The following is a 21,329-nucleotide window of genomic DNA, read 5'->3' as shown; positions in this document are numbered from 1 at the left end:
GAAAAATTCGGCTGAATCCGCATCATAGCTCAACGCGGTTGTACGATCACCCACCTCCCTTGTAGGAGCTGGCTTGCCAGCGAAGGCGGTGGACCAGTCGATATATTTTTCGACTGGACGGTCGCTTTCGCTGGCAAGCCAGCTCCTACAAGGGGCGGTGGTGTTCAGGCGGTCACGGTCTGCTCCACCAGATGTCCATTCTCGATACGAATGTGCCGTGGGTGGAAGCGTTTCAGGCTGCTGCGATGCCCGACGCTGACGATGCTCAAGCCCGGTATTTCATCGATCAGCGCTTGATACAGCGACGCCTCGTCCTCCTCATCCATTGCCGAGGTCGCTTCGTCCATGTATAGCCATTGCGGTGCATAGAGCAGCGCACGGGCGAACGCCAAGCGTTGTTGTTCACCCGGCGACAACATGCGCTGCCAGTGATTGGCTTCATCCAGACGCGCGACCAGATGCGGCAAGCGACAGGTTTCCAGCACATGCGCGTAACGCTCGTTCGCATAGGTATCGCCGGACTGTGGATAACTCAGCGCCTCGCGCAGGGTGCCAATCGGCAGATAGGGTTTTTGCGGCAGAAACAGATAACGCGCCGCCGGCAGACGGATACTGCCGTGGCCCGCCGGCCACAAATGCCCCATCGCCCGCAGCAAGGTCGATTTGCCGCTGCCGGAACGGCCACTGAGCATAACGCGCTCGCCCTCCTCCACGGTCATGTCGGCATTGGTCAGCAGGTGACGACCGTCAGCCAGGTCGAGGCCCAGGTTGTGCACCTTCAGCTCCGAGCCCGAATTCTGCACATCGACCATCGGTACGCGATTTTCGTTGTCGCTCATGGCCTGACGGAAACTCAGCAGACGATCACAGGTGGCGCGCCATTCGGCGAGGTCCTGGTATGCAGTGATGAACCAGCTGAAGTTATCCTGGACGTTAGCGAACGCCGAGTTGATTTGCATCAGCTCACCCAGCTCGATCTTGCCGGTGAAGTAACGCGGTGCGGCAACCATGAACGGAAAGATGACTGCAATCTGCTCATAACCGGAAGTAAAGAAGGTCAGGCGCTTGGACACTTTCATGATGTCCCAGAAGTTGTGCCAGACCATCCCGAAACGGCTGCTCAAGCGGCGGTTCTCATTCGGTTCGCCGTTGTACAGCGCAATGCTTTCAGCATTTTCGCGAACCCGCACCATGGAGAAACGCAGGTCGGCTTCGAAACGTTGCTGGTTGTTGTTGAGGCCGATCAGGCGACGACCAATCAAATGTGTCAGCCAACTGGCGACGGCGGCATAAACCAGCGCGCACCAGAACATGTAACCAGGAATCGTGAAACCGAACACTTCGATACTGCCCGAAACGCCCCACAGAATGATCGAGAACGATACGAGGCTGACGATGTTGCGAATCAAACCGAGCCCCAGGCCCAAGGTGTTGGTCGTGAATTTATTCAGGTCTTCGGAAATCCGCTGGTCCGGGTTATCGGTGTAACCGCCCTGCTCCAGCTGGTAGTAATTCTTGTTGCCGAGCCAACGGGTAAAATGCTGTTCGGTGAGCCAGGCTCGCCAGCGGATCGTCAGCATCTGCGTCAGGTAGAGCCGATACACTGCGCCAAGGATTGCCACCGCTGCTATGCCGCAGAAATACAGAATCAGTTGCCAGAAGGCCGCTTCGTCCTTTTTCTGCAAGGCGTTGTAGAAGTCCTTGTACCAACTGTTGACCCATACCGAAATCGCCACGCTGAACAACGACAGCGCAATCACGGCGATCAACAACGTCCAGGCCTTGCCCTTCTCTTCGCTGCGCCAGTAAGGCGTGGTCATCGCCCAGACTTTGCGAAAAAACTGCCCGCGCACAGCATCATTGACCGCGGAATATTCAGCGTTCTGATTCATGGAAAAGGCTCATTGGAGAAAAGAACGACACACGAACCGATCATAGATGATCAGTTCGTGTTGTAACGCGGTAGGACAACAATTGTTCAGCACCGGTTCAGCGACGGACCGGGCGCTTCTGCAGTTTGCGCTGCAGCGTGCGGCGGTGCATGCCCAAGGCGCGGGCGGTGGCGGAGATGTTGCCTTCGTGTTCGGTCAACACACGCTGGATGTGTTCCCATTGCAGGCGGTCCACGGACATCGGGTTTTCCGGCACCAGGGTGTCGAGGTCGGCGTGTTCGGACAGCAAAGCCGCCAGCACGTCATCGGCGTCCGCCGGTTTGCACAGGTAATTGCAGGCGCCGCGCTTGATCGCTTCGACGGCGGTGGCGATGCTCGAGTAACCGGTGAGGATCACCACGCGCATTTCCGGATCCAGTTCCAGCAGCTTGGGCAGCAGCACCAGGCCGGAATCGCCGTCCATTTTCAGATCCAGCGCAGCGTAGTCCGGCAAGTCGGCCTGGGCGATGGTCAGGCCTTCTTCGGCGGAACCGGCGGTGCTGACGCGAAAGCCGCGGCGGGCCATGGCGCGGGCCATCACCCGGGTAAAGGTTGCGTCGTCGTCGACCAGCAGCAAATGTGGCAGTTCTTCGCCTTCGCCTTCGACCTGGATATCGTCACTCATGTTCGTCTCCTCGGGCGACACGGGGCAGGCGCAGCTCGGTGAGCGTGCCGCCTTCCTCATGACTGTAGAGTTTCACTGAGCCGCCGGCGCGTGTCACGCTGGCCTTGCTCAAAAACAGGCCAAGGCCGAAACCTTTGCCCTTGGTGGTAAAAAACGGCTTGCCGATCTGCTCGGCGATAGCCAGCGGCACACCGGCGCCGTGGTCGCGGATGCTGATGGTCAGGTCTTCGGCATCCCAGTCCAGCGTCACTTGCAGCCCTTCGGGACAAGCATCGGCGGCGTTGTTGAGCAAATTCAGCAGCGCCTGGGTCAGGTCCGGCGGTGGCGCCATCCGCGGCACGGTCCCTTGGCCCAGGCGCTGGAAGCGATAACTGGCTTCCGGACGCATCAGGTGCCAGCGATTCAGGGCTTCGTCGAGCCAATCGGTGACGTCCTGCATCTCCACCGCCAACCGGCGATTGGCCTCCGCCGCCCGAACCAGCTGCTGCAAGGTTTCCTTGCAGAGCTTGACCTGATCCTGGAGCACACTCAGATCGTCCTGCAACATCGGGTCGTGATGGTCCTGGCGCATTTCCTTGAGCAATACGCTCATGGTCGCCAACGGCGTGCCCAGTTCATGGGCGGCGCCGGCCGCCTGGGTCGCGACGGCCAGCAGTTGTTGATCACGCAGCCCCTCTTCGCGACGAATGGCACGCAGCTCTTCCTGACGGCGCAACTCCTCGGCCATCCGCGCGGCAAAAAAAGTAATGACCGCGGCAGCCAGGGCGAAGCTCAGCCACATGCCGTACACCTGCAGGTTTTCCCGAGCGATCGGGAAGGTTTGCAGCGGGTAGAAACGCGCCAGCAACAGGGTGTACATCGTCAACGCGATACCCGACAGAATCACCGAATACCGCCACGGCAAGGTCACGGCGGCGATGGTCAGCGGCACCAGGTAATAAGAGACGAACGGGTTGGTCGAGCCGCCGGAGAAATACAGCAAGGCACTGTGGATAAACAGGTCGCACGCCAGTTGTACGGCGTACTCAAGCTCGGTGACCGGCCACGAGGTACGCAGGCGAATCGCCGTGAACGCGCACAGCAGCATCGAGCACCCGAGCGTCGCGGCCAGTTGAAACCAGGGCAGCGGCAGCAGCTCGAGCCAGTAAGCCAGGCCCACGGAACCGGCCTGGGCAGCCAGGACCAAGGTGCGGATGAACGTCAGCCGCCAGAGATTCTGGCGAGTCGCGGAAGTGATTTGAACGGGGGCGAGCATGAGCTCTCCTGATGAGCGCTCCAGGCGGATCGCAGGGAGTATAACCAAGCACGGGGGCTGGCAGGCGAAAGTGCGGCAAACGGCCACATGGCAGAACACGTTCTGACCCGTCCCCCTGTAGGAGCTGGCTTGCCAGCGAAGGTCGTCAACGATAACGCATGCAGTCAGGATAAACGCGGCGCCTGTAGGAGCTGGCTTGCCAGCGAAGGTCGTCAACGATAACGCATGCAGTCAGGATAAACGCGGCGCCCAGGAGTGCTTCGCCGGCAAGCCAGCTCCTACAGAGTCCCGCGTTTGGCGGCCAATCATCTGTATAGAAGTTGTAACTGTGCGAACCGGATCATTAAAGATAGAGTCTGATGGTTTCACGCAGGCTCGGACCTAACCCCTGCGCATCGTCCAAGGAGTTTTCATGCACAGTTTCCGCCGTAGCGCCGCCCTTCTTGCCCTTGGCGCTGGCACCCTCGCCAGCCTCCCGGCCCTGGCCGCCGACGAGTTGCATTACAACCAGATCGCCCTGCGCGCCGAAGTCAGTCAGGAAGTGGCCCGCGACCTGATGATCGTGACGCTCTACACCGAAGAACAGAACAGCGATCCGGCCACACTCGCCGCCGACGTCAGCACCACCATGAACAAGGCGCTGGCCCAGGCAAAGCAGGTCAAGGACATCACTCTGCGCCAGGGCAGCCGCAATAGCTACCCGATCTATGACACCAAAGGCCAGAAAATCACCGGCTGGCGTGAACGCGCCGAACTGCGCCTGGAAAGCTCGGACTTCGCCGCCCTGTCGAAATTGACCGGCGAACTGCTCACCGACCTGAAGATGGGCGGCATGGACTTCGCCATTGCCACGCCGACCCGCAAGGCCAGCGAAGACGCGCTGCTCAAAGACGCGGTCACCGCGTTCAAGGCCCGCGCCCAACTGGCCACCGACGCGCTGGGCGGCAAGGGTTACAAAATCGTCAACCTGAACCTCAACAGCAACGGTTACCCACAGCCCTACATGCGTGGACCGATGATGATGAAAGCGGCGAGCATGGACAGCGCGCCGGTGACGCCGGAAGTTGAAGCGGGCACCAGCCAGGTCAGCATGACAGCGGACGGCGCGATTGAAGTGCTGATGCCTTGATTGGATAACCCGTACCGATAACGGCGATCACCCACGTGATCGCCGTTTTTTTTGCCAGGCCAAAACCCGATGAGTGCCTACAATACGATTAGGTATAAATAAGTAACACTGCGCGCCAATCGAGTGCCCCAGGCACGCCGGTTGCCCTTTGTCAGTGCGCGGGTTGCACCGAAAAAAACCTGCGCAAACGGTCAAATGCGCAGGTAATTATACATATGCGACATTAAGGTACGTTCGTGCCACTGTTTAAGGCTTGTTGCTGATCCGGATCTTGCATTGGGTATGGCCCCTGCATAAGTATCCGCAGGCACGACTCACGAGGTCGTCCTCTAATTCCAAAAATGACAACAAATCATGAGGCCACCATGCTTAAACACGCGGTCATTCCGTTTTTAGTCGGCGCGAGCTTGTTAGCCAGCGCACCTTTCGCCCAAGCGGCGACTAACCTGGTGTTCTGCTCCGAAGGGAGCCCGGCCGGTTTTGATCCTGGTCAGTACACCACCGGAACCGACTTCGACGCCTCTGCAGAAACCATGTTCAACCGCCTGACTCAATTCGAGCGCGGCGGCACTGCCGTCGTTCCTGGCCTGGCAACCAGCTGGGACATATCCCCGGACGTGCTGACCTACACCTTCCACCTGCGTGAAGGCGTGAAGTTCCACACCACCCCGTATTTCAAACCGACTCGTGAGTTCAACGCCGACGACGTGCTGTTCACCTTTAATCGCATGATTAACAAGGATGACCCGTTCCGCAAAGCGTACCCGACCGAATTCCCGTACTTCACCGACATGGCCATGGACACCAACATCGCCAAGGTCGAGAAGGTTGACGACCGCACCGTCAAATTCGTCCTCAACAGCGTAGACGCAGCCTTCATCCAGAACCTGGCCATGAGTTTCGCCTCCATCCAGTCCGCCGAGTACGCGGCCCAGCTGCTCAAGGACGGCAAGCCCGGCGACATCAACCAGAAGCCGATCGGCACTGGCCCGTTCGTGTTCAAGAGTTACCAGAAAGACTCCAACATCCGCTACACCGGGAACAAGGACTACTGGAAGCCTGAAGACGTCAAGATCGACAACCTGATCTTCGCCATCACCACCGACCCGTCGGTGCGTATCCAGAAGCTGAAGAAAAACGAATGCCAGATCACCTTGTTCCCTCGTCCTGCCGACCTCAAGGCACTGCGCGAAGACAAGACCCTGAAGCTGCCGGAACAAGCCGGGTTCAACCTGGGTTACATCGCCTATAACGTGATGCCCGTGCTCAAGGGCCGCACCGACAACAACCCGTTGGCCGACCTGCGGGTCCGTCAGGCGCTGGACATGTCGGTGAACAAGGCACAGATCATCGATTCGGTGTACCAGGGCGCCGGCCAGCTGGCCGTCAATGCCATGCCGCCCACCCAATGGTCCTATGACACCACCATCAAGGATGCCAAGTACGATCCTGAGAAAGCCAAGGAACTGCTCAAGGAAGCCGGCATCAAGGAAGGGACCCAGATCACGCTGTGGGCCATGCCGGTCCAGCGTCCGTATAACCCGAACGCTAAACTGATGGCTGAAATGCTGCAGTCGGACTGGAAGAAAATCGGTCTGAACGTCAACATCGTCAGCTACGAATGGGGCGAGTACATCAAGCGCTCCAAGGGCGGCGAGAACCAGGCGATGATCATCGGCTGGAGCGGCGACAACGGTGACCCGGACAACTGGCTCAACGTGCTGTTCGGCTGCGACTCGCTGAGCGGCAACAACTTCTCCAAATGGTGCGACAAGGACTTTGACAAGCTGGTCAAAGACGCCAAGAAGACACCTGACCAGGCCAAGCGCACCGAACTGTACAAGCAGGCGCAACACCTCCTCAAAGACCAGGTTCCGATGACACCTATCGCTCACTCGACGGTGTTCCAACCCATGCGCGCCAACGTGCAGGATTTCAAGATCAGCCCATTCGGCTTGAACTCCTTCTACGGCGTCAGCGTCAGCAAATAAGCGAGCGCAACGGCGATTTTGCAGTCGCCGTCGCGTTATCTACCGAGAAAGTAGGAATTTGCCTACATCCTGATCCGCTGCGTACTACAGCAGCGGTTTCGGATGTGTCGCCTTTTCCCACAAGCCTTTCGGAATTTTCGTATTTACTGCCGGACCCAAGGTTCATACCGTCGGGATCTGACCAGTTAGTCCGTGGGCTCTCGGTTATTGCTGCACGTCATGGCTTGAGACCAGTGAGGCCTCCACGTCCCCGGACGGGAAAGACTCATTGTCAAAAACACTAAACAAGAGCGAGCGTCATGCGCCATTCCATGATTTTTTCCGCATTGCTGGGCGCCGGCCTGTTGGGCGCCGCGTCCATCAGCCAGGCCGCCAACAACAGCCTGGTGTTCTGCTCCGAAGGCAGCCCGGCGGGCTTCGATACCGCGCAATACACCACCGCGACCGATAACGACGCGGCCGAGCCGCTGTACAACCGACTGGCAGAGTTCGAAAAAGGCGCGACCAACGTAGTCCCGGGGTTGGCAACCCGTTGGGATATTTCCGAGGACGGCCTTAAGTACACTTTTCACCTACGCGAAGGGGTGAAATTTCACACAACTGCCTACTTCAAGCCGACCCGTGACTTCAATGCCGATGACGTGCTGTTCACGTTCAATCGCATGCTCGATCCGCAGCAGCCCTTCCGCAAGGCTTACCCGACCGAATTCCCCTATTTCAACGGGATGAGCCTGAACAAGAACATTGCCAAGGTCGAAAAAACCGGGCCGCTGACCGTGGTCATGACGCTTAACAGCGTGGACGCCGCGTTCATCCAGAACATCGCCATGAGCTTTGCCGCCATTCTGTCGGCCGAATACGCCGACCAGTTACTGGCGACCGGCAAGCCGAGCGATATCAACCAGAAACCGGTCGGCACCGGCCCGTTCGTGTTCAAGAGCTACCAGAAAGATTCCAATATCCGCTACACCGGCAACAAACAGTACTGGGACCCGAGCCGGGTCAAGCTCGACAACCTGATCTTCGCCATCAACACCGACGCCTCGGTGCGAGTGCAGAAGCTCAAGGCCAACGAGTGCCAGATCACCCTGCATCCGCGCCCTGCCGACGTGACCGCGCTGAAGAACGACGCCAAACTCAAGCTCATCGAGAAGCCCGGCTTCAACCTCGGCTACATCGCCTACAACGTGCGTCACAAGCCGTTCGACCAGCTCGAAGTGCGCCAGGCACTGGACATGGCGGTGAACAAGCAAGGCATTCTCAATGCCGTCTACCAGGGTGCCGGTCAACTGGCGGTGAACGCCATGCCGCCGACCCAGTGGTCCTACGACGACAGCATCAAGGACGTCGCCTACAACCCGGAAAAAGCCAAGGAATTGCTCAAGGCCGCCGGCGTCAAGGAAGGCACCGAAATCACCCTCTGGGCCATGCCGGTCCAGCGCCCCTACAACCCCAACGCCAAATTGATGGCCGAAATGCTCCAGGCCGACTGGGCGAAGATCGGGCTCAAGGTCAAGATCGTCAGCTACGAATGGGGCGAGTACATCAAGCGCACCAAGAACGGCGAACACGACGTCAGCCTGATCGGCTGGACCGGCGACAACGGCGACCCGGACAACTGGCTCGGCACGCTTTACAGCTGCGACGCCATTGGCGGCAACAACTACTCAATGTGGTGTGATCCGGCTTACGACAAGCTGATCAAGCAGGCCAAGGTCGTCACTGACCGTGACCAGCGCACCATCCTCTACAAACAGGCTCAGCAACTGCTCAAGCAGCAAGTGCCGATCACGCCTGTCGCCCACTCGACGGTCAACCAGCCGTTAAGCGCCAAGGTCGAAGGATTCAAAGTGAGTCCGTTCGGCCGTAACGTGTTCTCGGGTGTCAGCCTGGAAAAATAACCGATCAGCCAGAACCGATGGGGGCGCTTGCGCCCTCACGCAAGCGTATTGCCGCAATTCGTGAAATCGACCTGCAGCAAACGTTTGCGATGCCTTGCTAGCGTTGTAACCAATAGCCGGATCACCAAAAAAAGACCGGCATAAAAAAAGAAACCAAGGAGCTTCACCCATGAAACTGAGCAGCACCGCGTTATTGGCCCTGGCCATCAGCAGCGTCACCGCCACGGCCTACGCAGAATCCCAAAGCCAGGCGTTCACCCCGGTTACCGTGAAAGAGAAAAGTGCCCAGAGCGCAGCCACCGGCTTCGTCGAAGGCCAGTCGATCAGCGGCACCACGCGTAACTGGTATGCGAACGAGCAACTGAAACGGGGCGGCCAGTTCGCTTACAAGAAAAACGGCATCTCGACCGACACGGATCGTCGGATCAACTGGGTGCAAGGCACCATCATCAAGTACAACTCCGGTTTCACCGAAGGCACCGTGGGCATCAGCACCGAAGTGGCGGCGTACAACGCCATTGCCCTGGACCGTGATCGCAAGGATCTGGCGTCCAACAACGGCGGCGCCCCGGGCACGCGTCCAGGCGCGGGCAACAACCGTACCCTGACCGAAGAAGGCGGCGACGCCGTCGGCCAGTGGAGCAAGCTCGGCCTGGCCAACGTCAAGGCCCGTGTCTCCAATACCACCCTGACGGCCGGCCGCCAGAATTTCAGCAGCCCGATGGTCGACGTGATCGGCAACCGTGCGCTGCCTTCAAGCTTCGAGGGCGTGAGCCTGCACAGCGAAGAGCTGGAGAACCTGTCCTTCGACGTCGGCACCTTCGATCGCAACTCTCCCCGTACGGAGCAGAGCCAACGCAAATTCCGCACCGAATACGCCAACGGCATCGTTGAAAGCGATCACGTCCACACCGCGGGCATCACCTACACGCCATTTGCCAGCCTGACCACCAGCCTCTGGGCCACCCAGGCCGAAGACATCTGGAACCAGTACTACTTCGGCGCCTCCCACGTACTGGGCGACAGCTCGATCCTGAGCCTGACCACCGGCCTGAACTACTACAAGACCCAGGAAGAAGGCAAAGCGCTGATCGGCAATATCGACAACGACACCTACTCCCTGTCATTCGGACTGACCCACCAGGCTCACAGCCTGACCTTCTCGTACCAGGAAATTAACGGGGACGAGTACTTCGACTACCTGCACGAAACCAACGGCATCTACCTGGCCAACTCCCTGCTGTCGGACTTCAACGGCCCGAACGAGAAATCCTTCCAGGTGGCCTATGGTCTGAACATGGCCGAATACGGCGTGCCCGGCCTGAAGTTCAACATTTACAGCGCCCGGGGCTGGGGGATCGACGGCACTCACTACAAGGGGAACGAAGGCGTGGCGGGCAAAGGCTACGACGGCATCCAGGCCCAGGATGGCGAACATCACCAGGAATACGGAATCGGCGCAGCGTACGCGGTGCAGAGCGGCCCGCTCAAAGCCACGGCGATCCGCGCGACCTACACCACGCACCGCGCCAGCGAAAACCAGGCGGATGGCAGCATCAACGAGTTCCGTCTCGTGACCACCATCCCGTTCAACATTCTGTAGAAACGCCAGCCAGATGGCTGACTCGTCATGAGTCGGCCACCTGGACGCGGTCCTTTTAACCGATTGCAGAGGGTTCTTGATGAAAATGCTCCCCCTACGTGCAGCCATCGCTGCCGCGTTGCTGAGTGTCGCCGTTGGCGTCTCGGCCAAGCCTCTGGTGGTTTGCACCGAAGCCAGCCCCGAAGGCTTCGACATGGCCCAGTACACGACCGCAGTCACCGCCGATGCCGTGGCCGAAACCATCTTCAATCGCCTGGCCGACTTCAAGCCCGGCACCACGGATGTGATTCCGGCACTGGCAGACGCCTGGGACATCAGCGAGGACGGTCTGACCTACACCTTCCACCTGCGCAAAGGCGTCAAGTTTCACACCACCGACTACTTCAAGCCGACCCGTGACATGAATGCCGACGACGTAGTCTGGAGCTTCCAGCGTCAGCTGGACCCGAAACACCCGTGGCACGACAAGTCGAGCGTAGGCTTCCCGTACTTTGAAAGCATGGGCTTCAAGGAACTGCTCAAAAGTGTCGAGAAGCTCGACGACAACACGGTGAAATTCACCCTGACCCGGCGCGAAGCACCGTTCCTGGCCGACATCGCCATGGCCTTCTCCTCGATCTACTCCGCCGAGTACGCCGACCAACTGCTCAAGGCCGACAAAACCGGCGATCTGAATAACAAACCGGTCGGCACCGGCCCGTTCGTTTTCCAGCGCTACAACAAGGACGCCCAGGTTCGCTTCAAGGCCAACCCGGACTACTTCCGCGGCAAGCCACCGGCAGAAGCACTGATCTTCGCCATCGCCACCGACAACAACGTGCGCCTGCAGAAACTCAAGGCCAACGAGTGCCAGGTCGCGCTGTATCCGAAGCCGGACGACATCCCCAGCATCAAGAAAGATGCCCAGCTGAAAGTCGACGAAATGAACGCGATGACCGTCGCGTACATCGCCCTCAACACCACTCACAAATATTTGAGCGATGTGCGCGTACGCAAAGCCATCGATATTGCTTTCGACAAGGAAGCGGCGGTCAACGCGCTGTTTGGCAAAGGCAATGCGACGGTGGCGGTCAATCCGTACCCTGATACCTTGCTGGGCTACAACCACAGCCTGAACAACCCGCCTCGCGACCTGGACAAGGCCCGCGCCCTGTTGAAGGAAGCAGGCGTTCCGGAGGGCACCGTGTTTACCCTGTTCACCCGCAATGGCGGTGGCGCGACCAACCCGAACCCGATGCTCGGCGCGCAAATGATGCAGGCCGACCTCGCCAAGGTCGGGATCAAGATCGACATCCGCGTGATGGAATGGGGCGAAATGCTCAAGCGCGCCAAAAACGGCGAACACGATATGGTGTCCGCCGGATGGGCGGGCGATAACGGCGACCCGGATAACTTCCTGACGCCTATGCTCAGTTGCGAGGCCGCAAAAAACGGCGAAAACTACGCACGCTGGTGCAACCAGAAGTTCCAGGCCTTGCTCGATGAAGCCCGGGCCAAAGTGAACCCCGACGAACGCGCGGCGCTCTATGAGCAAGCCCAGGCGATTTTCAACCAGGACCAGCCTTGGATCAGCATCGCGCATACCCGTATGTTCACCGCAATGCGCAACAACGTAGAGGGCTATCAAATCAGCCCCCTCACCACCAATAACTTCGCCACCACCCAGGTGAAGTAGATAAGAAAACTCCCGGTGTCCCTGACCCCAGGGACGCCGGGCACGCCTAACCGGCTGATGAGGTACACCACACGATGTTTAGTTTTATTGCCCGCCGACTGGGGTTGTTGATCCCTACGTTCTTCGGCATCACCTTGCTGACTTTCGCGTTGATTCGCATGATTCCGGGCGACCCCGTGGAAGTGATGATGGGTGAACGTCGGGTCGACCCCGAAATGCATGCTCAGGCAATGGAACGCCTTGGTCTGAACAAACCCCTGTATGCCCAATACCTGGATTACATCGGCAAACTGGCCCAGGGCGATCTTGGCGAATCCCTGCGCACCCGGGAAAGCGTCTGGACCGAGTTCAGTTCGCTGTTCCCCGCGACCCTGGAACTGTCCATGGCCGCCCTGCTGTTCGCCGGCATCCTGGGCCTGCTGGCCGGGGTGATCGCGGCACTCAAGCGAGGATCCCTGTTCGACCACGGGGTGATGGGCATCTCCCTGGCGGGGTATTCGATGCCGATCTTCTGGTGGGGCCTGATCCTGATCATGTTCTTCTCGGTGTCCCTGGGCTGGACCCCGGTGTCCGGGCGGATCGACCTGCTCTACGACATCGAGCCGCGAACCGGCTTCATGCTGATCGATACGCTGCTGGCCGATGACGTCGGGGCGTTCTTCGATGCCCTGCATCACCTGATCCTGCCGGCCATCGTGCTCGGTACCATTCCGCTGGCGGTGATCGCGCGGATGACCCGTTCTTCGATGCTCGAAGTGCTGCGCGAGGACTACATCCGTACCGCCCGCGCCAAAGGCCTGTCGCCGTCGCGCGTGGTGTTCGTCCACGGCCTGCGTAACGCGCTGATTCCGGTGCTGACCGTGGTCGGCCTGCAAGTCGGCACGTTGCTGGCGGGTGCGGTCCTGACCGAAACCATCTTCTCCTGGCCCGGCATCGGCAAATGGCTGATCGAAGCCATTGGCGCACGGGATTATCCCGTGGTGCAGAACGGCATCCTGTTAATCGCCTGCCTGGTGATTCTGGTCAACTTCGTGGTGGACATCCTCTACGGCTTTGCCAACCCACGCATCCGTCATCAGCGCTGAGATCATCATGACCATGACCACTCCAGCTTCAACTTCAAATCAAGCGGTAACAGTCGATCAAAGCCTGCTGTACCCGTCGCCGTACAAAGAATTCTGGCACGCCTTCTCCCGCAACAAAGGCGCCGTAGCCGGCCTGATGTTCATGTTGCTGGTGATCTTTTGCGCGATCTTCGCGCCGTGGGTGGCCCCGCATAACCCCAGCGAGCAATACCGCGACTTCCTGCTGACCCCGCCGGCCTGGCTGGAAGGTGGGCAGATCCAGTTTCTGCTTGGCACCGATGAACTGGGTCGCGACCTGCTGTCGCGGCTGATCAACGGTTCGCGCCTGTCCCTGCTGATCGGCTTGTCGTCGGTGGTGATGTCGCTGATCCCCGGGATCCTGATGGGGCTGTTCGCCGGGTTCTTCCCGCGTATTTTAGGCCCGACCATCATGCGTCTGATGGACATCATGCTGGCCCTGCCGTCCCTGCTGCTGGCCGTGGCGATTGTCGCCATCCTCGGCCCTGGCCTGATCAACACCATTATCGCCATCGCCGTGGTTTCGTTGCCGTCCTATGTTCGTCTGACCCGCGCCGCGGTGATGGGCGAACTGAACCGCGACTACGTGACTGCCGCGCGCCTGGCCGGTGCCGGTCTGCCACGCCTGATGTTCGTCACCGTACTGCCCAACTGCATGGCGCCACTGATCGTCCAGGCGACCTTGAGCTTCTCCTCGGCGATTCTCGATGCCGCGGCACTGGGCTTCCTCGGCCTAGGCGTACAACCGCCAACCCCTGAGTGGGGCACCATGCTGGCTTCGGCTCGCGACTACATCGAACGCGCCTGGTGGGTGGTAAGTCTGCCTGGTTTGACCATTTTGCTCAGCGTGCTGGCAATCAACTTGATGGGCGACGGCCTGCGCGATGCGCTGGACCCGAAACTCAAGAACGCCGCCTGAGGAGATTCACATGTCACTGTTGGAAATCAAGAATCTCAACGTTCGCTTCGGCGACAAGAACGCCGTTCCGGTGGTCGACGGGCTCGATATCACCGTGGACAAGGGCGAAGTGCTGGCCATCGTTGGCGAATCGGGTTCAGGTAAATCCGTGACCATGATGGCGCTGATGGGCCTGATCGAACATCCAGGGATCGTCACCGCCGACGCCCTGAATTTCGACGGCAAAAACATGCTCAAGCTCAGCAACCGCCAGCGCCGGCAAATTGTCGGCAAAGACCTGGCCATGGTGTTCCAGGACCCGATGACCGCGCTGAACCCGAGCTACACCGTCGGTTTCCAGATCGAAGAAGTGCTGCGCCTGCATTTGAAAATGTCCGGCAAGCAAGCCCGCGCCCGTGCCATCGAACTCCTGGAAAAAGTGGAAATCCCGGGTGCCGCCAGCCGCATGAACGCCTACCCGCATCAACTGTCCGGCGGCATGAGCCAGCGCGTTGCGATCGCCATGGCGATTGCCGGCGAACCGAAACTGCTGATCGCCGACGAACCGACCACGGCGCTGGACGTGACCATTCAGGCGCAGATCATGGACCTGCTGCTGGCCCTGCAGAAAGAACAGAACATGGGCCTGGTGCTGATCACCCACGACCTCGCGGTCGTGGCCGAAACCGCCCAGCGCGTGTGCGTGATGTACGCAGGACAAGCGGTGGAAGTCGGTCAGGTACCACAACTGTTTGACATCCCGGCCCACCCCTACAGCGAAGCGCTGCTCAAGGCGATTCCGGAACACAGCCTCGGGGCCGCGCGCCTGTCGACGCTGCCGGGCATCGTCCCCGGTCGTTACGACCGTCCCCAAGGCTGCCTGCTATCGCCGCGTTGCCCCTATGTGCAGGAAAACTGCCGCACGCAACGTCCGGCCCTTGACCCGAAAAGCCACAGCCTCGCCCGCTGCTTCTACCCGCTGAATCAGGAGGTGGCGTAATGGCCGTCGTACTTACCGCCCGCAACCTGACCCGTCACTACGAAGTGTCCCGCGGCCTGTTCAAGGGCCACGCCACCGTGCGCGCCCTGAACGGTGTGTCGTTCGAACTGGAAGCCGGCAAGACCCTCGCGGTTGTAGGCGAGTCGGGTTGCGGCAAATCCACCCTGGCCCGTGCCCTGACCCTGATCGAGGAGCCGTCCTCCGGCTCCTTGAAAATCGCCGGGCAGGAAGTCGCCGGCGCCGACAAGGCCCAGCGCAAGCAATTGCGCAAAGACGTGCAGATGGTGTTCCAGAGCCCGTACGCGTCTTTGAACCCACGGCAGAAAGTCGGTGATCAGCTGGCCGAGCCGCTGCTGATCAATACCAATCTTTCAGCGGTTGAGCGCCGTGAAAAAGTCCAGGCGATGATGAAGCAGGTCGGCTTGCGTCCCGAGCACTACCAGCGTTATCCGCACATGTTCTCCGGCGGCCAGCGCCAGCGGATCGCTTTGGCCCGGGCAATGATGCTGCAACCGAAAGTGCTGGTGGCGGACGAACCGACTTCCGCGCTGGACGTGTCGATCCAGGCCCAGGTGCTGAACCTGTTCATGGATCTGCAGCAAGAGTTCAACACCGCCTACGTGTTCATCTCCCACAACCTGGCGGTGGTGCGTCACGTCGCCGATCACGTGATGGTGATGTACCTCGGCCGTCCGGTGGAAATGGGTCCCAAGGAAGATATCTACACCCGTCCTCTGCACCCCTACACCCAGGCGTTGTTGTCGGCGACCCCGACCATTCACCCGGATCCGGACAAGCCGAAAATCAAGATCGTCGGCGAATTGCCCAACCCGTTGAACCCACCGTCAGGCTGTGCTTTCCATAAGCGCTGCCCGTACGCGACCGAGCGCTGCAGCACTGAAGAGCCGGCCCTGCGCCTGCTCGACAGCCGGCAGGTGGCGTGCCACTACGCCGAGCAGTTCCTCGACGGCGCGGCGTAAAGGTGGTTTGAAGCAAATGTGGGAGCGAGCCTGCTCGCTCCCCCCGATAATCTGCGTGGACCTTTCAGACCCTAGGAGCAAGATATTGGACAAGGAACTTCCAACGGACTTTGATCAGTTCGTCGAGACACTGACGCGCCTGAGCAACAAAAACGGTTTGACCCTGGGCCGACTGAACCGTCAGGAGCTGGCTGTCATGCTCTTGTACATCAGCACCGCGTTGAAATCCGGTGAACGCTACAGCGAAGGTGAAACTACCGCGCTGCTGGATCAATGGAAGACACAGTACGCCCCCATGCTGCGAAGCGATGTGGTGGAGCTGCGGCGCACGCTGATCGATGGCCACTACTGGATGCGGGAATCTGACGGACGCGGTTATCAACTTGACGCTGCCATCGCAGGCCATCCGTTGTTCATCAAGCTTATTGAGGACCGTCTGGAAGTTCGCATCGCTGACCAGCTGTTGACGGCAGCCCGCGCCCGCGAAGAACGAAAGAAAACAGCGCTGCAAGGCTGACCCGTTGCGCGTGCGGCAGGAATCAGGGTGGGAACCCTTGGCGCTCTCCACCCTGCCCCCTCCTATTGCATTCTGACGAACACGGCCTGTTCGGCAAGCGCACGTTGTGCATTCTCTGCGTGAAGCTCGGGGGCCCATCGGACAAAATTGCTCAGCATCTTGGCGCTCGTGCGCCCCTGCCCGGTACTCGCCAGCACCAGGTGCATGTAAAGTCCGCAGTCAGGCGAAGGGGCGGCGACATCACTGGCGAACACTCGAAGAATCGGCTGACGCAAAACGATGCCGCAAGCACTCAGCCGCGAATTACGCGACACCAGATAGTTGTCGTGGCTGTCGAGCAATGGCGCCTGGGCAAGTGATGTTGCGATGCGATCGTACAGAACATCGTCGCTGCAACGGAGGACTTCATCGACCGCAATTAGCCTGGGGCCTTGTTCGACGACGTATTGCAAAAGAAATCGATCGCCCTGCAGAACTCTGGAAGCGTATTTCACAAACGGCACGATCCAGGCGATTTCCTGGTCGCTGCCACTGACCATGCCCTCGGGCCGGCTCAGCGCTGTTTGCGTCTGCTCACCCGTGTGCACCGGCATTGGTCCGATACTCTGCGGATCCAGCCACGCGGCGGCGGCTTGCAAGCGTGCTTCGGCCGCCTTGAAGTCCACCGCCAACTCCATCGATAGCCTGGGCTGCGGCGCCACAGGATCCTGCGCAGGCAGGGTTGCACTGAACTTGAAGCGGTCTGTTATCGAGCCGGGCAACGCAGCTTCATCGCCATGGAACAGTTGATGCTTTACTCCCGCATTGAAGCCATCCAAATACCCCAGGATATTGACCTGCCCCATTCCCAGTCGACGCAAGTAAAACAGACTCCACTGTTCAAAGCCGAATTGCGGCAACCAGGTGGAGTGCTGAGCCGTGAGAAAGAACCGCTCAGTGATCGATGCGGCCAGTTCACTGTCCATGGTGTCGTGCGACCAGTCGAAGCCCGACCCGGTGATCCCGTATTTTTCCCTGTCATTCCAGATAGGAGTCAGCGGGTCACAGTACCAAACCTGGGCACGGAAGGTGTCAGGCCGAAAGGTTTCGATGAAGTCCAGGCTCTCTTGTACCGTGTCGATGGTTTCCCCTGGAAAGCCAATGATGAAAGAGGCGTGAGTCGCTATGCCCACCGACCGGAATGCGTTGATGGCCTGTTCATAGTTTTTTCGACGGGATGTCTTGCGCATCAGCGCGAGCATCTTGTCGGAGGCAGACTCGATGCCCAGAAAAACGCCTTCGCACCCTGCACGGGCCATCAGCTCGATGGTTTCCGGATCGCCCTGATCAGAGCGGTAGAAGGAGTTCCATTTAAAATTGTAGCGGTTGTCGATCATCATCTGCATGATTTCCCGAAACCGCTGCTTGGGCACATTGAATGTATCATCCAGGAACGTCAGCGTATCCACGGTGCCGATCGCCTTGACCGCGTCCAGTTCGCGTTCTACATCGCTGGTAGACAAGTAACGGTATTTACCGGCTCTCTGGGGAAATCCGCAGAATGCGCAGGAATACGGGCAGGATTTGGCTGTACGTGTGGACAGAAAACGTCCGATGCCGCGCGGCTCAAACAACCTGTAGTTTACGAAGTTTTCCTTCAGCTCGTTGTATTCCGGCTCATCCGCACCAAACACCCACGCATCATTGTCCAGCACCGCCGTGCGGCTTAACCCGGTGATCGAACAATTCTGGTTGATCGCCTCCAGCACTTGGCGAAGCGTGTCCTCGCCTTCATTGCTGTTGATATAAATATCGCCCCCAAGAACACTCAGATAATCACCAAGCATTTCGCGGTCGTGGGCCTTGAACAGGCCACTGATATAAGGCCCGCCGATGATGATTTGCACCTCGGGCGCACAGGAACGCACAAAGTCCACGATTTCCTGCACGGGATGGGGCATTACATAGAGGGTCGTGGTGATGACCACGGTGTTGATTGTGCCGGACGCCAGTTTTTGCGCCAGAACCTCCTTTTCCCTCTGAAAAAGATTGACGTAGTCAAAGGCAATGCCGTGCTTTTCGAGATAGGTGCCCAACACCATCACAACTGGCCATAGAAAATCGGAATTGTTCAGGTTCAAGTCCGGTAGCCCCTGCATCTCACGTGTCTTGTTGAGCACGCCCAAAGCATGAAACCGCGAACCTTCATAATTGACAAACGCCAACCGCAAATCACGTTTTGCTGCCGCTTCGGGTGCAAGCTGATCGAGCATCTGACAATAGTCGTCAAACGAAAAATCATTGAAGCCGATGATCATGCATTTTTTGTTTTGCATCAGGTCATTTCTCCCTGAAATGGAACGTGCGAAGGCTCGCGTTTCTGCTGTTTGAATGGTTCAGCCATTGAACGTAGCCCAACGTCGCGTATCGGGAATGAAGTCCTCAATGCTGGTACAGGATCCGGCCTCCAGACACTTGTCGACAAACAGTTTGCCAACCACGAGATCCAGAACGCCCAGCCCGAATGGCGAAAAAATTAGCGGACGCGATCGGTCAATCAAGGCTGGATTGTTCTGGATGTGGGCGAGCGTTCCATGCACAAATGATCGGTCACCGTATTTCTGTTCCGCCAGATGGGGTGAGGTATTGGCCTTCATGCAATGTTCCACATCATCGAACATGTTGAACGCGTTCCAAATGATGTCTGGGCTGATATCGCGCAGCGAGACATTCAGAATGATCTGTCCGGGAGCAAATACATCGTCTCCCGACACATAAGGCGTGCCTGCGTTGGTGGCGAAAACAACGATGTCGGCCGCGCTGATTGCAGACTTCCAGTCCTCGACGAAACGCGCTTGCTTGCCCGTCCCGGCCTTTACATGGTGCCGAAGCTCAGTGGCCGAACCTGCGTCCAGATCACAGACGGTTACCTGGTCCAGTATCCAGTCGTCGGCCAGGAAGAAATCAAAGATCGCGCGTGAGATCACCCCGGCCCCCACGAACGTGATCTTCACCACTTTCTTCGGGTCGGCCGCCAGAGCCCTTGCGGCGACTACCGCAGAAGCTGCGGTTCTGGCCGCACTGATTTGTGACGCTTCAAGGCATGCCACCGGGTAACCCGTTTCGTAATCGTTCAGCAAAAGGACGGCCGACGCGCGCTGCAGATTGCGCTCAATGTTCCCCGGATAACTAGCAATCCATTTGATGCCGGAAATGGGCGAATCGTTTGCAATGGCAGCCGGCAAGGCAATGATTCGATCCGATTGTCGCTCCTCGAATCGCAGGAAATAACTGTCGGGGTTGTTGGTTAGGCCGGCATCGTGCTGCAAGTAGGTCTCTTCAACCAGACGCAGGATATCCCTGCGCAATGACGGCAGAAGGTTGGCGATCTGCGCGCCGGAAACGATGGTCAATGCATGGGATGACAGGTGCTGGGAGTCTTTCATGGACGGTCTCATTGAATGGCTTCGTGTTTTAAAACCGCCGTATCACGAGCGCTTCCTTCCGCCTCAAGGAGACTGAATTGATCTAACGTTTCGTTCAGCAGGCGTTTCAGTTTCAGAATGTTCTCAGGCGAAATTCTGTCGGCTTGGTACTGCAGTTTGATAAAGCAATATTCAATCGTTACAGGAACCCACATGAACAGCGGCCAAGGCTGATAGTCGGGTAGCTGGACTTGGGAGACTGCAACGCCTTCAAGATCCCAGCCTTCAATCGGGCTTTCGGCACCAATATGAACAGGCAGGCTGTGCTTGATCTCAGATTCAGCCATGATTTCGCCGATCGAAAGACCGACGCTGTCGAAAGTTTCGTAGAGTGAATCGGCCACATTAAGGATGTGAGTCTGTAACGACAATTTCGAATCGACGCGAACTCGCAATGGAATGCGGGCTGACAGGTAGGCGACTACGGTTTGCGTGTCCTCCGTCCAGCGCGGCGTCACATTAGTCTGGATCAACAAGTCATCCGAGGCGCAAAAGTACGCGAGAGCGATAGACGCAGCGGCGGTGTAAACCACGAAGGGGGTTACATTCAGCGCGTTGCAGAGTCGGTTAATGGCCGCATGAACCTTTGAATCCGGTGTCATCACATCGAAGGTCGATTTGGCTTGCGCGCTCTCGCCGGTGAGCAAATACGGAATAAGAGGAATCTTGGCGCCCTTGAGATAATGCCGCCAGAACAGCGCCTGCCGTTGACGCTCATCGTGCTTCAAAGGCTTCGCCAGCGTTTCATGATCGAAGGTAAGCGGCTCCAGCAACGGTTCCGGCGCAGCGGATATCGCGCCACTATAGGCGGTCGCCAGATCGTCGAGGATCACCTCCAGCGACCAAGAATCAACAACGATGTGGTGAATGATCAGCGCAAACAGATGACGGTCACGCCCGAGCTTTTTCAGATAGGCCCTAAATGGTATATCCACCTTCAGATCAAGAGGTAGCCTGCACAAATTCTCGACATACTCTTCCAGCCGGGATAACTCGAATGGTTCGCAATTCACCCTCAGTACATCGTGCACTGCTGCTCCGGGAAAACGTCGCACGCCCTGTTCCGTTTCGTGGAAACGGGATCGCAGCTGTTCGTGACGATTAACCACCGCATCAACCGCACGGCTGAACTGCGCAATGCTCAATGGCCCGTCCAGCACAAAACCAATGCTTACGCAGGCCGTTTCTGCAAGATCGTATGCGCTCGACGCGCTCCAGTAATACCGTTGATATGGGTTCAGTCCTTTGCCCGCCATC

At 58.6% G+C, this 21,329-nt stretch carries 16 protein-coding genes; 10 read left to right on the top strand and 6 right to left on the bottom strand.

Annotated elements, in window-relative coordinates:
* Window positions 1-164: 164 nt before the first annotated feature.
* The 3 genes from J2W17_RS22680 to J2W17_RS22670 all read right to left on the bottom strand — a co-directional run bounded on the left by J2W17_RS22680 (window position 165) and on the right by J2W17_RS22670 (window position 3,811).
* Window positions 165-1,892, bottom strand: a complete 1,728-nt coding sequence (locus tag J2W17_RS22680) for an ABC transporter ATP-binding protein/permease (protein WP_307339670.1) — start codon at window positions 1,890-1,892, stop codon at window positions 165-167.
* A 97-nt stretch (window positions 1,893-1,989) separates the two neighbouring features.
* Window positions 1,990-2,556, bottom strand: a complete 567-nt coding sequence (locus tag J2W17_RS22675; RefSeq protein WP_045061485.1) for a response regulator transcription factor — start codon at window positions 2,554-2,556, stop codon at window positions 1,990-1,992.
* Window positions 2,549-3,811 (bottom strand): ATP-binding protein, encoded by a 1,263-nt coding sequence (locus J2W17_RS22670; protein WP_307339665.1) that lies wholly within the window; start codon window positions 3,809-3,811, stop codon window positions 2,549-2,551. Before J2W17_RS22670 ends, J2W17_RS22675 begins: the two co-directional genes overlap by 8 nt.
* 412 nt (window positions 3,812-4,223) lie before the next feature.
* Here J2W17_RS22670 and J2W17_RS22665 point away from each other — a divergent pair, with 412 nt between their 5' ends.
* The 10 genes from J2W17_RS22665 (at window position 4,224) to J2W17_RS22620 (ending at window position 16,608) form a co-directional block, all read left to right on the top strand.
* On the top strand, window positions 4,224-4,940 hold the full coding sequence (locus J2W17_RS22665; protein WP_307339662.1) for an SIMPL domain-containing protein: 717 nt from the start codon (window positions 4,224-4,226) through the stop codon (window positions 4,938-4,940).
* A 365-nt stretch (window positions 4,941-5,305) separates the two neighbouring features.
* Window positions 5,306-6,931 carry an ABC transporter substrate-binding protein gene (locus J2W17_RS22660; protein WP_307339659.1) on the top strand — a complete coding sequence of 542 codons (1,626 nt, stop codon included), beginning with the start codon at window positions 5,306-5,308 and terminating at the stop codon, window positions 6,929-6,931.
* A 299-nt stretch (window positions 6,932-7,230) separates the two neighbouring features.
* A complete protein-coding gene (locus J2W17_RS22655) occupies window positions 7,231-8,832 on the top strand; it encodes an ABC transporter substrate-binding protein (RefSeq protein WP_307339656.1) in 1,602 nt (533 codons plus the stop codon).
* 169 nt (window positions 8,833-9,001) lie between these two features.
* Window positions 9,002-10,435, top strand: a complete 1,434-nt coding sequence (locus tag J2W17_RS22650; protein ID WP_307339653.1) for an OprD family porin — start codon at window positions 9,002-9,004, stop codon at window positions 10,433-10,435.
* A 79-nt stretch (window positions 10,436-10,514) separates the two neighbouring features.
* Complete coding sequence (locus J2W17_RS22645; RefSeq protein ID WP_307339650.1) at window positions 10,515-12,110, top strand: ABC transporter substrate-binding protein; 1,596 nt, start codon at window positions 10,515-10,517, stop codon at window positions 12,108-12,110.
* A gap of 74 nt (window positions 12,111-12,184) precedes the next feature.
* Window positions 12,185-13,195: an ABC transporter permease subunit gene (locus J2W17_RS22640; protein ID WP_064679756.1), complete on the top strand. Its 1,011-nt coding sequence runs from the start codon at window positions 12,185-12,187 to the stop codon at window positions 13,193-13,195.
* A 13-nt stretch (window positions 13,196-13,208) separates the two neighbouring features.
* Window positions 13,209-14,132, top strand: coding sequence for an ABC transporter permease subunit (locus J2W17_RS22635; RefSeq protein WP_307339842.1), 924 nt, complete (start codon window positions 13,209-13,211; stop codon window positions 14,130-14,132).
* Window positions 14,133-14,142: 10 nt separating this feature from the next.
* Window positions 14,143-15,111, top strand: a complete 969-nt coding sequence (locus tag J2W17_RS22630; protein ID WP_064679757.1) for an ABC transporter ATP-binding protein — start codon at window positions 14,143-14,145, stop codon at window positions 15,109-15,111.
* Window positions 15,111-16,091, top strand: a complete 981-nt coding sequence (locus J2W17_RS22625) for a peptide ABC transporter ATP-binding protein (protein WP_150766177.1) — start codon at window positions 15,111-15,113, stop codon at window positions 16,089-16,091. The genes J2W17_RS22630 and J2W17_RS22625 overlap by 1 nt, the downstream gene beginning before the upstream one ends.
* Window positions 16,092-16,176: 85 nt before the next feature.
* Window positions 16,177-16,608 carry a DUF2087 domain-containing protein gene (locus J2W17_RS22620; RefSeq protein WP_307339641.1) on the top strand — a complete coding sequence of 144 codons (432 nt, stop codon included), beginning with the start codon at window positions 16,177-16,179 and terminating at the stop codon, window positions 16,606-16,608.
* Between the two features lie 62 nt (window positions 16,609-16,670).
* On the opposite strand, the gene J2W17_RS22615 is transcribed toward J2W17_RS22620, so the two are convergent.
* Genes J2W17_RS22615 through J2W17_RS22605 form a run of 3 tightly spaced genes read right to left on the bottom strand, consistent with a single transcriptional unit; the run spans window position 16,671 to window position 21,328 of the window.
* Window positions 16,671-18,923: a PhpK family radical SAM P-methyltransferase gene (locus J2W17_RS22615; RefSeq protein ID WP_307339638.1), complete on the bottom strand. Its 2,253-nt coding sequence runs from the start codon at window positions 18,921-18,923 to the stop codon at window positions 16,671-16,673.
* A 60-nt stretch (window positions 18,924-18,983) separates the two neighbouring features.
* Entirely contained in the window at window positions 18,984-20,033 is a 1,050-nt protein-coding gene (gene sbnB / locus J2W17_RS22610) for a 2,3-diaminopropionate biosynthesis protein SbnB (protein ID WP_307339635.1), read from the bottom strand.
* Window positions 20,034-20,041: 8 nt separating this feature from the next.
* Window positions 20,042-21,328, bottom strand: a complete 1,287-nt coding sequence (locus J2W17_RS22605; RefSeq protein WP_307339632.1) for a condensation domain-containing protein — start codon at window positions 21,326-21,328, stop codon at window positions 20,042-20,044.
* Window position 21,329 lies beyond the last annotated feature (1 nt).

Source organism: Pseudomonas lini (assembly GCF_030812475.1).
GTDB lineage: Bacteria > Pseudomonadota > Gammaproteobacteria > Pseudomonadales > Pseudomonadaceae > Aquipseudomonas > Aquipseudomonas lini_A.
The sequence above is the reverse complement of the archived record's forward strand: the minus strand, read 5'-3'. Positions and strand labels throughout refer to the sequence as shown.